Origin of the sequence: Pseudoprimorskyibacter insulae (genome assembly GCF_900302505.1) — a bacterium.
Classification (GTDB): domain Bacteria; phylum Pseudomonadota; class Alphaproteobacteria; order Rhodobacterales; family Rhodobacteraceae; genus Pseudoprimorskyibacter; species Pseudoprimorskyibacter insulae.
In genome coordinates this window covers 371,592-383,682 of the sequence record NZ_OMOJ01000002.1, presented here as the reverse complement: position 1 = coordinate 383,682, position 12,091 = coordinate 371,592, and the positions used below count along the sequence as shown (strand labels likewise).

Annotated in this window: 13 protein-coding genes; 5 read left to right on the top strand and 8 right to left on the bottom strand. The window is 60.7% G+C overall.

Features of this window, described 5'->3' with window-relative positions; translation table 11 throughout:
• Positions 1-2 precede the first annotated feature (2 nt).
• On the bottom strand, positions 3-1,475 hold the full coding sequence (locus PRI8871_RS07295) for an FMN-binding glutamate synthase family protein (protein WP_108885529.1): 1,473 nt from the start codon (positions 1,473-1,475) through the stop codon (positions 3-5).
• 115 nt (positions 1,476-1,590) lie between these two features.
• Here PRI8871_RS07295 and PRI8871_RS07290 point away from each other — a divergent pair, with 115 nt between their 5' ends.
• Positions 1,591-2,028, top strand: a complete 438-nt coding sequence (locus tag PRI8871_RS07290) for a DUF302 domain-containing protein (protein WP_108885528.1) — start codon at positions 1,591-1,593, stop codon at positions 2,026-2,028.
• A 48-nt stretch (positions 2,029-2,076) separates the two neighbouring features.
• Here the strand turns inward: PRI8871_RS07290 and clpB are convergent, their stop codons facing one another.
• Positions 2,077-4,692 carry an ATP-dependent chaperone ClpB gene (gene clpB, locus PRI8871_RS07285; RefSeq protein ID WP_108885527.1) on the bottom strand — a complete coding sequence of 872 codons (2,616 nt, stop codon included), beginning with the start codon at positions 4,690-4,692 and terminating at the stop codon, positions 2,077-2,079.
• A 327-nt stretch (positions 4,693-5,019) separates the two neighbouring features.
• Between clpB and PRI8871_RS07280 the strand changes: the two genes are divergently transcribed.
• The 3 genes from PRI8871_RS07280 (at position 5,020) to PRI8871_RS07270 (ending at position 6,361) form a co-directional block, all read left to right on the top strand.
• The gene (locus tag PRI8871_RS07280) at positions 5,020-5,271 is read left to right on the top strand and encodes a hypothetical protein (RefSeq protein ID WP_108885526.1); all 252 of its coding nucleotides are present in this window, start codon (positions 5,020-5,022) and stop codon (positions 5,269-5,271) included.
• A gap of 71 nt (positions 5,272-5,342) precedes the next feature.
• Entirely contained in the window at positions 5,343-6,032 is a 690-nt protein-coding gene (gene pyrF / locus PRI8871_RS07275; protein ID WP_108885525.1) for an orotidine-5'-phosphate decarboxylase, read from the top strand.
• Positions 6,033-6,109: 77 nt separating this feature from the next.
• Positions 6,110-6,361: a hypothetical protein gene (locus tag PRI8871_RS07270; RefSeq protein WP_108885524.1), complete on the top strand. Its 252-nt coding sequence runs from the start codon at positions 6,110-6,112 to the stop codon at positions 6,359-6,361.
• A gap of 38 nt (positions 6,362-6,399) precedes the next feature.
• On the opposite strand, the gene PRI8871_RS07265 is transcribed toward PRI8871_RS07270, so the two are convergent.
• Positions 6,400-6,912, bottom strand: coding sequence for an NUDIX hydrolase (locus tag PRI8871_RS07265; RefSeq protein ID WP_306418444.1), 513 nt, complete (start codon positions 6,910-6,912; stop codon positions 6,400-6,402).
• Between PRI8871_RS07265 and PRI8871_RS07260 the strand changes: the two genes are divergently transcribed.
• Positions 6,911-8,164 (top strand): DNA polymerase IV, encoded by a 1,254-nt coding sequence (locus PRI8871_RS07260; protein ID WP_108885523.1) that lies wholly within the window; start codon positions 6,911-6,913, stop codon positions 8,162-8,164. The two genes, PRI8871_RS07265 and PRI8871_RS07260, sit on opposite strands and share 2 nt — an antisense overlap.
• A gap of 3 nt (positions 8,165-8,167) precedes the next feature.
• On the opposite strand, the gene PRI8871_RS07255 is transcribed toward PRI8871_RS07260, so the two are convergent.
• The 5 genes from PRI8871_RS07255 to PRI8871_RS07235 all read right to left on the bottom strand — a co-directional run bounded on the left by PRI8871_RS07255 (position 8,168) and on the right by PRI8871_RS07235 (position 11,937).
• Complete coding sequence (locus PRI8871_RS07255) at positions 8,168-8,497, bottom strand: DUF3775 domain-containing protein (RefSeq protein ID WP_108885522.1); 330 nt, start codon at positions 8,495-8,497, stop codon at positions 8,168-8,170.
• A gap of 78 nt (positions 8,498-8,575) precedes the next feature.
• Entirely contained in the window at positions 8,576-9,310 is a 735-nt protein-coding gene (locus PRI8871_RS07250) for an SDR family NAD(P)-dependent oxidoreductase (protein ID WP_108885521.1), read from the bottom strand.
• Positions 9,307-9,867 (bottom strand): DUF3833 family protein, encoded by a 561-nt coding sequence (locus PRI8871_RS07245; protein ID WP_108885520.1) that lies wholly within the window; start codon positions 9,865-9,867, stop codon positions 9,307-9,309. The genes PRI8871_RS07250 and PRI8871_RS07245 overlap by 4 nt, the downstream gene beginning before the upstream one ends.
• Positions 9,868-9,895: 28 nt before the next feature.
• Entirely contained in the window at positions 9,896-10,645 is a 750-nt protein-coding gene (locus PRI8871_RS07240; protein WP_108885519.1) for a DUF1365 domain-containing protein, read from the bottom strand.
• On the bottom strand, positions 10,642-11,937 hold the full coding sequence (locus PRI8871_RS07235; protein ID WP_108885518.1) for an NAD(P)/FAD-dependent oxidoreductase: 1,296 nt from the start codon (positions 11,935-11,937) through the stop codon (positions 10,642-10,644). The genes PRI8871_RS07240 and PRI8871_RS07235 overlap by 4 nt, the downstream gene beginning before the upstream one ends.
• Between the last annotated feature and the right edge of the window lie 154 nt (positions 11,938-12,091).

The window sequence follows — 12,091 nt, the reverse complement described above, 5'->3', positions numbered from 1 at the left end:
TCCTATCCGATAGAGGCGCGCGGCCACTGATCCGACATAAGAACCGTCCGGCCATCAGGCTGCACAATCCGCACATGATGGGGCCGCATCAGGCGCGGCTCGGCCACACCAACCGAATGGGCGATGGTTTCCACCTCATGAATGACACCCTTGGCATAATTGGCCACGCGCTGTTCTTTCGCTTCTACCACCAGCCCCTTTTGTAGTCGCGGATCATGCGTGGTGATCCCGGTCGGGCAGGTGTTCTTGTTGCACTTGAGCGCCTGAATACACCCGAGCGAGAACATGAACCCGCGCGCTGAGGTAACAAAATCCGCGCCCACCGCCAGCGCCCAAGCCACATCGCCGGGATTGACCAGCTTGCCGCTGGCCACAAGGCGGATGCGGTCGCGCAACCCATAGCGCTCGCGCAACTCGGCGGCCATGGGCAGGGCTTCGCGGATCGACATGCCGACCAGATCCATCAATGGCATGGGCGCCGCGCCGGTTCCGCCTTCGCCGCCGTCTATGGTGAGAAAGTCAGGCGCAGATGCAGCCCCGCGTTCGTCAATCGCGTCGAACAGCCCGGTGATCCCTTCGCGCGACCCGATCACGGTTTTGATGCCAACGGGCTTGCCCGTCACCTCGCGCACATGGGCGATCATATCCAGCAGGTCTTCCCAGTCATCGACCTCCACATGGCGGTTGGGCGAAATGCTGTCCTGTCCCACCGGAATGCCCCGAATGGCCGCGATTTCGGGCGTGATCTTGGCCCCCGGCAGAATGCCGCCCTTGCCGGGCTTGGCCCCCTGCGCCAGCTTGATTTCGAACATCCGCACGCTGTCATGGGCAGCCATCGCGCGCAGTTTGTCATCATCCAAACCGCCCTCGTCATTGCGCACACCGTATTTGGCCGTTCCGATCTGAAAGACGATGTCGCACCCGCCTTCCAGGTGAAACGGCGACAGCCCGCCTTCACCGGTGTTCATCCAGATCCCCGCCTTGGCGCAACCACGGCTTAGGGCGCGGACCGCAGGCATAGACAAGGCCCCATAGCTCATGCCCGAAAGATTAAAGAACGATTTCGCCGTGTAGGGAACGCGGGCACCGGCCCCGATGACGCGCGGTTCGCTGCTGGCAAATTGGTCGTCAATCGGCGGGAAGGGCGCATTTACAAACAGGGCCGTGCCGGGGATCGACAGGTTTCGCGTTGACCCGAAGGCCACCATATTTCCGCGCCCATCGCTGGTGTGATTGACCCAATCGCGCTGCGCCCGGTTGAAGGGCAGCTCTTCGCGGTCCATGGCAAAGAAATACTGCCGAAAGAATTCGCCCAACGTGGTGAACAGGCTCCGAAACCGGCCAAGCACCGGATAGTTGCGGCGGATCGCATCCGAGGTCTGAACCCGGTCAATGACAAACAAAGCAAGGATCGCCAGCACAGCGGCGCCAATGGCCACAGCAAAGCACAACGCAAGAATTTCCAGAATATACATGTTGTCCCAGCCCCGGATCTACATATTCGTTGATTTGCATCAATTCGTTCTACAAGGTTGTCGCTACACTACCCGGCGTACCAAATCCGGCAACCCGGTTCAGTGGGAGGAGACCATGAAAAACTTTTTGCTCGCAGCGGCTCTGACGCTTGCATCGCCCCTTGCAGCACAAGAGGCCATTACCTTCGAAACCGATCAATCCTTTGACGATGTGGTCTTTGGCCTGGAAAGCGCCATCGTCGACAAGGGCCTTGTCATCGACAGTGTCAGCCACACAGGCGATATGCTGGAACGCACCCGCGCCGATGTCGGGTCGGATGTGGTCCTGTTCACCAACGCCGAGGTGTTCAGCTTCTGCTCGGCTGCGGTGTCACGCCAGGTGATGGAGGCAGATCCGATGAACCTGGTGTTCTGCCCCTATGACATCTTCGTCATGGTTCAGCCCGAACGGCCCGATGTCACGGTCATTGGCTTCCGCAATTTCCCCGAAGGCCCGATGCAGGCGGTCGAGGATCTGCTGACCGATATCGCCAAAGCCGCCATCGGCGAATAACCAAAACCGCATAGAAAAAGGGCCGGGGATTTCCCCGGCCCTTTGCTATTAATGGACGACCGCACCATCCGGCTTCGGTCGGTTTGAGGCCCCCAGCTTTTCACCGATCAACAGACCATCCGACCCAGCCGTCACCGGCACCACGTCGCCGTCTTTGATGTCACCAGCCAGCAGCATTTCCGCCAGCGGGTTCTGAAGCGACCGTTGGATCACCCGCTTCAGCGGACGCGCCCCGAACACCGGGTCATAGCCTTCTTCAGCCAGCCACTTATGCGCACCGTCATCCAGCGACAGTTCGATCTTGCGGGCGGCAAGCCGCTTGAGCAGGCGGGCCATTTGGATATCAACGATCCCGTCCATATCCTTGCGCTGAAGCCGGTCGAAGATGATCGTCTCATCCAGACGGTTCAGGAACTCGGGGCGGAAGTGTGCCCGCACTGCGTCCATTACATCGCGCTTGGCCTGCGCCGCATCCCCGCCTTCCGGCAGTTGGCTCAGCGCTTGCGACCCAAGGTTCGACGTCAGAATGATCAGCGTCTGCTTGAAGTCCACGGTCCGGCCCTGACCATCGGTCAGAACACCATCGTCCAGCACTTGCAGCAGCACGTTGAACACATCCGGGTGGGCCTTTTCGACCTCATCGAACAAGACAACCTGATAGGGCCGACGCCGCACCGCCTCGGTCAGAACACCGCCTTCGTCATAGCCGACATAGCCCGGAGGCGCGCCGATCAGACGGGCCACCGCGTGCTTTTCCATGAACTCCGACATGTCGATACGCACCATCGCGTTGTCGTCGTCGAACAGGAATTCGGCCACGGCCTTGGTCAGTTCGGTTTTCCCCACGCCAGTCGGCCCAAGGAACAGGAACGACCCAAGCGGACGGTTTTCATCGTTCAGCCCGGCCCGCGCACGGCGCACCGCATTGGCCACCGCCCGCACGGCCTGATCCTGGCCGATCACCCGCTTGTGCAATCCGTCTTCCATCCGCAGCAGCTTTTCCCGTTCGCCTTCCAGCATCTTGCTGGTCGGGATACCGGTCCAACGCTCAACCACCTGCGCGATCTGCTCAGGGCGGACGGCCTCTTCGACCATGACGTCGTTTTCGGCCTGCTCGGCTTCACCCAACTGGCGTTCCAGATCCGGGATACGGCCATACTGAAGCTCACCCGCTTTGGCGAAGTTGCCTTCACGCTTAGCGGCTTCCAACTCAGCGCGCGCGCGGTCCAGCTCCTCTTTCAGTTCGCGGGCCGAGGCCAGCTTGTCCCGCTCAGACTGCCATTTGGCGGTCATTTCAGCGGATTGATCCTTCAGATCGGCCAGTTCGCGCACCAGCTTTTCCAGCCGGTCCTTGGACGCAACGTCGTCTTCCAGTTTCAGCGCTTCCACTTCGATCTGCATTTGCAGGATCTGACGATCCAGCGCGTCCAGCTCTTCGGGTTTGCTGTCCACCTCCATACGCAGGCGGCTCGCGGCCTCATCCATAAGGTCGATCGCCTTATCCGGCAGGAAACGGTCGGTGATATAGCGATGCGACAGGGTTGCCGCCGCCACCAGCGCCGAGTCCGAAATCCGCACACCGTGGTGCAGTTCGTACTTTTCCTTGATCCCGCGCAGGATGCTGATCGTGTCTTCGACCGTTGGTTCCGTCACCATCACAGGCTGGAACCGTCGGGCCAAAGCCGCGTCTTTTTCCACATGCTTGCGATATTCATCCAGCGTGGTCGCGCCGACGCAGTGCAATTCCCCCCGCGCAAGCGCAGGTTTGATCAGGTTCGCAGCATCCATCGCGCCATCGGATTTGCCTGCGCCAACCAGCGTGTGCATTTCGTCGATGAACAGGATGATTTCACCAGCCGCAGCTTCGATTTCCGACAGGATCGCCTTGAGGCGTTCCTCAAATTCGCCGCGGTATTTGGCACCGGCAATCAGCGCGCCCATATCCAGCGCCATCAGGCGCTTGTTGCGCAGGCTTTCCGGCACGTCGCCATTGATAATGCGCAAGGCCAGACCTTCGGCAATCGCGGTTTTACCCACGCCCGGCTCCCCGATCAGAACGGGGTTGTTCTTGGTCCGGCGGCTAAGCACCTGCATCGCGCGGCGGATTTCTTCGTCCCGGCCAATGATCGGGTCGATTTTGCCTTGCTCAGCGGCTTCGGTCAGATCGCGCGCATATTTCTTCAGCGCCTCATAGCCGTCTTCGGCACTGGCGCTATCGGCTGTGCGGCCCTTGCGAATGTCGTTGATCGCTTCATTGAGCTTTTGCGGCGTGACGGCCCCTGCCTCCAGCGCCTCTTTCGCGGGGGATTTGACCATGGCCAGCGCCATCAGCACCCGTTCCACCGGAACAAAACTATCGCCCGCTTTCTTGGCGATGTTTTCGGCCTCAGCCAGCACTTTGGCGGTGGTGTTGTCCAGGTAGACCTGACCCGCGTCACCCGACACTTTGGGGATCTTGGCCAGCTTGGTATCCAGCACTTGGCGCACGCGATCCGGCGCACCGCCAGCCCGCGAAATCAGGTTGCTGGACAGCCCCTGATCGTCATCCATCAATGCCTTGAGAACATGTTCCGCGCTCAGACGCTGATGGCCTTCGCGCATGGCGATCGTCTGGGCCGCCTGAATGAAGCCGCGCGACCGCTCCGTGAACTTCTCCAAGTTCATGGTGTATCTCCTTCCATAAAGCGCCCGATTGTACAATTTGGCGGCGCCCGCTTTGCGGCACGCCCCGGTGTCGGGCCTCGGTCAAAAGATGGGCGGCAAACACCCCCCTTTCAAGATGTTTAGGGTTAATTTGAATGATTTTTTGAATGTGTCGCACACGTAACAATTGTGCGGATTCGGAAACAATCACGCGTGATGTGCCGAATTCCCGAAGCTTTAAACACCATAAAATGTCCAAGGCCATATTTCCGGGCAAGATCATTCAAATTTGCGCCTTCATCGCTGGTTAACACCGAAGACCTACGAGTTCTGGCAGGAGGTGCGTCTATGCTGATCAAGGAAATTGAGGTGAGCGACCTGTCTCACAATGACGCCGAAATCGGGGTATCCCACGCGATTGTTGCGTTCCTGACGGAAGACTCGACCATTCATATCGCCTGCAAGGCGGCCAACCTCTTTGCCCGTTCGACCGAGGTGATGCGCAGCAGCTTAATCCGCGATGCCGTTCGGCAATTGCGCCGCATGCCGGAATTCCGCGCCGGGCACCGTGATTTCCGCTTTGCACCAGGGCTGGTCTGACGGGCTAGGGTTGACAGAAAGCCACGTAACAGGGACAACGCCACGATTTCATCCAAAATTCGGGGGTTGCCATGTCTGACGACAGACTAATCGTGGCGATGGACGTGCCACACGCCGTCGCAGGGCTGGAACTTGCTCAGAAACTGGGCAACGCGGTGTCGTTCTATAAAATCGGTCTGGGCATGTTGACCGGCGGCGGCCTTGCCCTCGCGAATGAGCTGAAGGCCGAACACGGCAAACGCATCTTTCTGGATATGAAGCTGTTCGATATCGGTGCCACGGTTGAGGCTGCGGTACGCGGTCTTGCGCAGTTCGACATTGATTTCCTGACCGTGCATGGCGACCCGCATGTGGTCAAAGCCGCCAAACAGGGCGCGGCCAAATCCGACATGAAGATCCTTGGCGTTACCATCCTGACCTCGCTCGACCGGCAGGATCTGGACAACAGCCTGATCCGCGAAGGCGACATTGCCGATCTGGTGGTCGAACGCGCAGGCCGCGCCTTTGACGCCGGTGCCGATGGTGTCATTGCATCGCCGAATGAGGCCGCGCTGATCCGCGCCCTGCCCGAGGCGGCGGGCAAGCTGATCGTGACCCCCGGCGTGCGCCCCTTGGGGGCCGACAAAGGCGACCAAAAGCGTATCGCAACACCGCGCAGCGCGATTGAAGCAGGCGCAGATCACATCGTCGTGGGCCGCCCGATCTGGCAGGCCGCAGACCCGCGCGCCGCAGCCAAGGCAATCATTGCCGAATTTCCCTGACAGATTTTATCCACAGGCGGGGAACTTTCCCGCCTGTTCCGGTGTTCATCCTTCGAACCGAGATCGAAAGGTGCACCATGCAACTTGGCGAAATCACCTACAATCCATCGCAAGGCGCGTTTGAGGCGCTGGCAACACATTCAACGGACACGCGTTGCGACCGCATCGCCTGCCAATTTACCGCCCCTTTGAACACACCGCTTTTGGTGACGATCCGCGCACTTTTGAAAGACGCGCGCCGTCAACGCAAATCCACCGATATCGTTATGTCCCGCCGCAAGGCCGCTTGCTCGTCCTTTGCAGCTGTCCCTGTTGGATCACCTATGTGATCTGACGCCTGCAACGAACCCATCCTGTCCCGGGTTCGTCACTGCCGGGATGAGCCTGCCTCATCCCGGTTTTTTCTGTCGCGATGTCCCAGATACTGCGCCAACTGATCGCGGAAATGCGGGATGGCATCGTCACGGGCGATGAATTCGGCCGGGTCCATCAACGACCATCCCCGCCCCTCATTGCCAAAGACGATTCGTGCCTCGGCCCCCGCGGGCAAATGGACGACGAAAAACCAACTGATCTGCCCGTCCCGGTCGAGCCGATTGGACCAAACGATCTGATCCTCGCTCAGCGCCAAACCGATTTCTTCCCGTGCCTCACGCAGGGCACAGGTTGCAGGCGTTTCGCCGTCTTCCCGGCCACCGCCGGGAAAATCGAGCATGTCGGGATAGGGAATGCCCGGTGTGTCATCACGGCGCAGCGCAACGATCTGATCGCCGATGAACACGATTAACTTCGCGCCGGTGAAATCGCCTTGCTTTGCCGCTGGAGTTGCACCGTCCATCGCCTTATCCTTGCCTTGCCCAAGATACGCGGAACGATCCATGCCCGCCCTTTGCCGCGACTGCCTGTCCGAATTTGAAACCGGCACCCGTTGCCCCACCTGCCGAAGCCCCCGCGTCGTCAGCCATGACGAGCTGTGGTCGCTGTCCATCGCACATATGGATTGCGATGCATTCTACGCAAGCGTGGAAAAGCGCGACAACCCCGAGCTGGCCGATAAACCCGTCATCATCGGCGGCGGGCGTCGGGGGGTGGTCAGCACTGCCTGTTATGTCGCCCGAATTCGCGGCGTTCGGTCGGCCATGCCTATGTTTCAGGCACTCAAGCTATGCCCCGATGCGGTGGTGATCCGCCCCCGGATGCAGGCCTATGTCGAAGCCTCGCGCCAGATTCGGCAGATGATGGATGAGCTGACGCCCGTGGTCGAACCCCTATCACTGGATGAGGCGTTTTTGGATCTGACCGGAACCGCGCGTTTGCACGGCCATCCCCCCGCTGTGATGTTGGCCCGTCTGGTGCGCCGCATGCGCAGTGAACTGGGGCTGACCGGGTCTATCGGGCTGAGCCATAACAAATTTCTGGCCAAGATCGCCTCGGACCTCGACAAACCGCACGGGTTTGCTGTGATCGGACAGACCGAAACCCAGGCCTTTCTGCGGCCCAAGCCGGTGCGGATGATCTGGGGCGTAGGCGGTGCCACCCAAGAGGCGCTGGACCGCGCGGGCATTCGCACCTTCCAGGACCTGCTGCGCTGGGACAAGGCCGACCTGACCGCCCGGTTCGGCGGCATGGGCGACAGGCTTTGGCATCTGGCCCGTGGCCAAGACAAACGCAGGGTCAGCGCGCATGAGCCGATGAAGTCTATCTCAAATGAGACCACGTTTTTCGAAGACACGGGCGACCCAGATATCCTTGACGGCCACCTGTGGCGCATGTGCGAAAAAGTGGCCGACCGGGCCAAGGCCAAACAACTGGCCGGGCGGGTGGTGACGCTCAAACTAAAGCGCGGCAATCATAGCCAGATCACCCGCCGCCAGTCGCTTGGGGACGCCACGCAATTGGCCGACCGGATTTACCGCGTGGCGCGGAACCTGTTCGATCAAGTGGGCGATCAGGGGCCCTATCGCCTGATCGGGGCAGGCATTTCGGATCTGGTGGCCGAAGGTATTGCCGACCGCACTGGCGATCTGCTGGACCCGAACGCCGGGCGGCGTGGTCAGGCCGAACGCGCGGCGGACAAGATCCGCAACAAGTTCGGCCCCGATGCCATTATCAAAGGTCGGTCGTTGCGATAGGGGTCACGACCCGCGCATCATCAAGTCGTCTTCGGCATCGGCAACGGCGACGCCCAAAGCCTCCATCCCGTTTTCCAGATGGTCGGGCAAATGCGGCGTTCCGATCAAGTAATCGGCGGTTGGCGTGCTGGCTTCTTGCTTGGCAGTGGCGACGGCTTCGTCCCATTCCTCGGCATCAAAGCTGCCCCGCCCGATCCACATGATCGCAACAAGCGCGACGGCCTCATCTTCGTTCAGTCCGTCGATAAACGCCCGCATTTCGCCTTCGGCGCGGTGCAATTCCCGGCCCATCAGAATGATCTGGGCCACCTTGCTAGAGCTGATATCCTTCATGTCGCGTCTCCTTCCAGTCGCAGCTTACTTTGCGATTGGCGGCGCGTGGCGTCTTTGATCCTGCGCAAGTGCCCATGCTCAGGCGAAGATGCGGTAGTACAGCCCATCGGGCAGGAATTGCCCCAGCCGGAAGACCCAGGAAAACGGCGCAGGAAAACTGCGGCTGAAATTGTCCGTGGTCATATGTTCAAACATCAGCCGCGCGGCCTTGTCTGGGCTCATCAGCATCGGCATTTTGAAATCGTTCTTGTCAGTCAGACGGGTCTTGATAAAGCCCGGATTGGCCAGTTGCACCTGAACACCTGTACCGCGCAGGTCGCAATGCAGACTTTCGGCCAGTGACATAACCCCGGCCTTCGACGCGCTATAGCCAATGGCACCGGGCAAGCCGCGAAACCCCGAAAGCGACCCGGTCAGTACGAAATGCCCGGCATCACGGCCCACCATATGCGGCACCACGGCCCCCGCGACGTTTAGCGCCCCTAGGAAGTTCACCTGCGCCATGGTGGTCACGTAGCCGGCGTTCCAGTCCTTGCCGTCAACCGGCCAATAGACCCCGGCCAAGTGCACCACCCCGTCCACCTGCGGCAGAATACGGGCAGCGGCATCCGTGACCGCCTGTTGATCCGTCACATCCAAGGGCGAAACCTCGGCCGGACCGGGCAGACCATCCGCGACCGCCCGAAGGCCATCTTCGCCCCGCGCCGACAGGATCAGCGACACGCCCGACGCGCTCATGACGCGGGCCAGCGCGGCCCCCAGCCCCTCACTCGCCCCGATCAGCCAATAGGACTTGCCCGCCCATGTTTTCACGCCACTTCCTTCCGTCGCATCGTTGCCACCAGTTCCCCGACCTTCAGGCCGTATTTACGAAACTGACTGCGGTTCACGATGGTTCCATTGGGCGCCAAATACATCCAGTCGCGCACATTCAGCACATGCCCGCCTGCGTCTTCCTCTAGCCGGATACGATAGTTCAGACAGGCCGCGCTGCCCGACTGACGGCCCTGCCCCGCCCCAACCAGATCGTCGGCGGCGGCTTGCAGGGTGCCGTCGTCGTTCAGATGCAACTGCCAAACGCGGGTTTGGCTTCGGCCGCTGTCATAGGCAAAGCGTTCTTCCATGATCCCATGATTGCCATTCCAACGTGCGTGGAAATCCCCGACGAACCGCGACACCACGCGCCCGGTGGGGCCATAGATCACCCCTTCGCATAGAATCGGCCCGCTCAGATCGCGGCGCAGGTCAATGGCCTGTCCGGTTTTAGCGTAATCCTCGGGCCGCTGCGCATGAAAGCCAGCGAACCGCCCAAAGGCCGCAAATGCAGCCAACATCATCCCCGCGCCAAGCGCGATCCAAAGCAATGTCATGCCATCCTCATTCGGCTTGAAAGCACCTTCATGAAATCTCTTCCGCTGGCGGCTCGGGCCTTGTGCGGTAGGGCGCGCCCTTCAGCTTCAGCCGCAGCGCCTGCCAGTAGATCAGCGCCAGCACCCGACGCGACCCAAACGGGCGGCGCAACAAGGACCACAGCACCGATCGGTTCGTCAGCGGTTTGCGCGTTCCGGTCAGGTTGGCACGCATCCCGCCGTGCGAGGCGTCAAAATCGATCCAGATGCCGATCTTGTCGGGTCTGATATCAAAGCGAAACACGTATCCGCCCTCAATCGGCTGGAACGGCGAGACGTGGAACAGCTTGGCCGCGCAGAGCCGATCTGACGGGCCAATCGCCCCGCCATCGGGTCGCCGGCACAGATAGGAATGCCGGTCGCCAAAGGTGTTCGACACCTCGGCAATCACGCAGGTCAACGCGCCCGATACGTCATAGCACAGCCAAAAGCTAACCGGGTTAAACACATGGCCCAGCAGGCGCGGCTGGGTCAGCAGCTCGATCCGGGCGACGGGAATGCCTGCCTCGGCCAGCACCTCACGCACCCAATCCGCGCCGCGCCCTTGCCCGACTGCACCGCCATGATCCCGGTCTTGGACCGATGCCAGATTGCGGCGATTGCGGGAAAACAGGAATGGTGCCTTGGCTGATGCGTCTACATCGAACAGCACATAGTCAACCGAATAGCGGAACGCGTGCGACAGATCCCCATGCCGCCCGTGCCATGTCGTTCCGCTGATGTGATCGATGCCTGTCATGCTGCCGCCGCCATGCGGTGCCGGTCGAGAATGGCCCGTGCCACGTCAACCGCGCTCGATAGCCCATCCTCATGAAAGCCGTTCTTCATCCAAGCGCCGCAGAACCACGTCCGGCGCAGCCCGTTCATCGCCGCCATCTTCTTCTGGGCGGCCAGCGCCCCCAGATCAAAGACCGGGTGGCGCAAGGTGCATTCGTCATAGATCAGGTCTTCGCGAATGGGCCGGGTGCTGTTCAGCGTCACAAACATCGGGTCGCTTTCCGGGATGGGCTGAAGGCAATTCATCCAATAGGTCAGATCGATTGCGTTCATCTCTTTCCGGGCGGTTTCGGTGTAGTTCCACGACGACCAGCACCGCTTGCGCTTGGGCATGACCGAAGCATCGGCATGCAGCACGATCTTGTTCGGCTGATAGGCAACTGCGCCCAGTGACTGCGCTTCATGCGCGGTCGGATCGCTCAGCAAGGCCAGCGCGTCATCGGAATGGGTGGCGAACACCACCTCGTCAAAGGCTTGCCAGTCGCCGCCATGCGCGCGCACCTCGGCCTTGCCGGGTGACCGGCGCACCCCTGCAATCGGGGTTCCGGTGCGAATGACAACGCCCTGCCTGCGCATCTGCGCCTCTAGCCGCGACACATAGGCGGCCGAACCGCCCTTGACTGTATACCACTGGTGCTGGCCCTCGTGGCTCAGCAGGGCGTGGTTTTCGAAAAACCGGATCAGGGCATAAGCCGGAAAGTCCAGGATCTTTTCGGTCGGCGTAGACCAGATCGCCCCCGACAGCGGCAACAGATAGTAGTCGCGGAACCAATCGCCGGTTCCCAGCTTTTCCAAGAACTGGCCCAGCGTCAGGCTTTCATCCCGCGCCATGTCCAAGGCTTGGGCATTGAACCGCAGCACATCGCTCAGCATCCCCAGAAAACGCGGATTCACCACATTGCGCTTCTGCGCGAACACCGCTTTCAGATCACGCAGACCATACTCCAGCCGCCCGCCCTGCAAAGACGCGCCAAAACTCATGTCGCTTTTGACCACCGGCACATCCAGCGTTTGGAACAGCCGGGTCAGGTGCGGATAATTGGCATAGTTGAACACGATGAACCCGGTATCCACCGGCTGGTCACCATTGCGACCCGCAACGATGGTCCGCGCATGGCCGCCCAAGCGCGACTCGGCCTCAAACAGGGTGACGTCATGGGCCTGCCCTAGCATGGTCGCCGCGCCCATGCCTGAGATGCCGCCTCCGATGACGGCGATCTTTCGGCGTGGGTCTGGAAAGGATTCAAAGGGCATTCGGGGCCGCTCCTGTCATAGGTGTTCTATCTCTTTACGGCTCAACGCCCGGATTGGATGCATCACCCACCAAAATATTCTGAATTTGGCATGCTGCGGCGCGGCGTGCACCTTTGTCCCCGGTCGTTACAGTTTGGTGACTATGGGAAACGGC

Excerpts from the sequence above, each read along its gene's own strand:
- PRI8871_RS07295 (WP_108885529.1), bottom strand. The coding sequence starts at position 1,475 with ATGTATATTCTGGAAATTCTTGCGTTGTGCTTTGCTGTGGCCATTGGC.
- PRI8871_RS07290 (WP_108885528.1), top strand. The coding sequence starts at position 1,591 with ATGAAAAACTTTTTGCTCGCAGCGGCTCTGACGCTTGCATCGCCCCTT.
- clpB (WP_108885527.1), bottom strand. The coding sequence starts at position 4,692 with ATGAACTTGGAGAAGTTCACGGAGCGGTCGCGCGGCTTCATTCAGGCG.
- PRI8871_RS07280 (WP_108885526.1), top strand. The coding sequence starts at position 5,020 with ATGCTGATCAAGGAAATTGAGGTGAGCGACCTGTCTCACAATGACGCC.
- pyrF (WP_108885525.1), top strand. The coding sequence starts at position 5,343 with ATGTCTGACGACAGACTAATCGTGGCGATGGACGTGCCACACGCCGTC.
- PRI8871_RS07270 (WP_108885524.1), top strand. The coding sequence starts at position 6,110 with ATGCAACTTGGCGAAATCACCTACAATCCATCGCAAGGCGCGTTTGAG.
- PRI8871_RS07260 (WP_108885523.1), top strand. The coding sequence starts at position 6,911 with ATGCCCGCCCTTTGCCGCGACTGCCTGTCCGAATTTGAAACCGGCACC.
- PRI8871_RS07265 (WP_306418444.1), bottom strand. The coding sequence starts at position 6,912 with ATGGATCGTTCCGCGTATCTTGGGCAAGGCAAGGATAAGGCGATGGAC.
- PRI8871_RS07255 (WP_108885522.1), bottom strand. The coding sequence starts at position 8,497 with ATGAAGGATATCAGCTCTAGCAAGGTGGCCCAGATCATTCTGATGGGC.
- PRI8871_RS07245 (WP_108885520.1), bottom strand. The coding sequence starts at position 9,867 with ATGACATTGCTTTGGATCGCGCTTGGCGCGGGGATGATGTTGGCTGCA.
- PRI8871_RS07240 (WP_108885519.1), bottom strand. The coding sequence starts at position 10,645 with ATGACAGGCATCGATCACATCAGCGGAACGACATGGCACGGGCGGCAT.
- PRI8871_RS07235 (WP_108885518.1), bottom strand. The coding sequence starts at position 11,937 with ATGCCCTTTGAATCCTTTCCAGACCCACGCCGAAAGATCGCCGTCATC.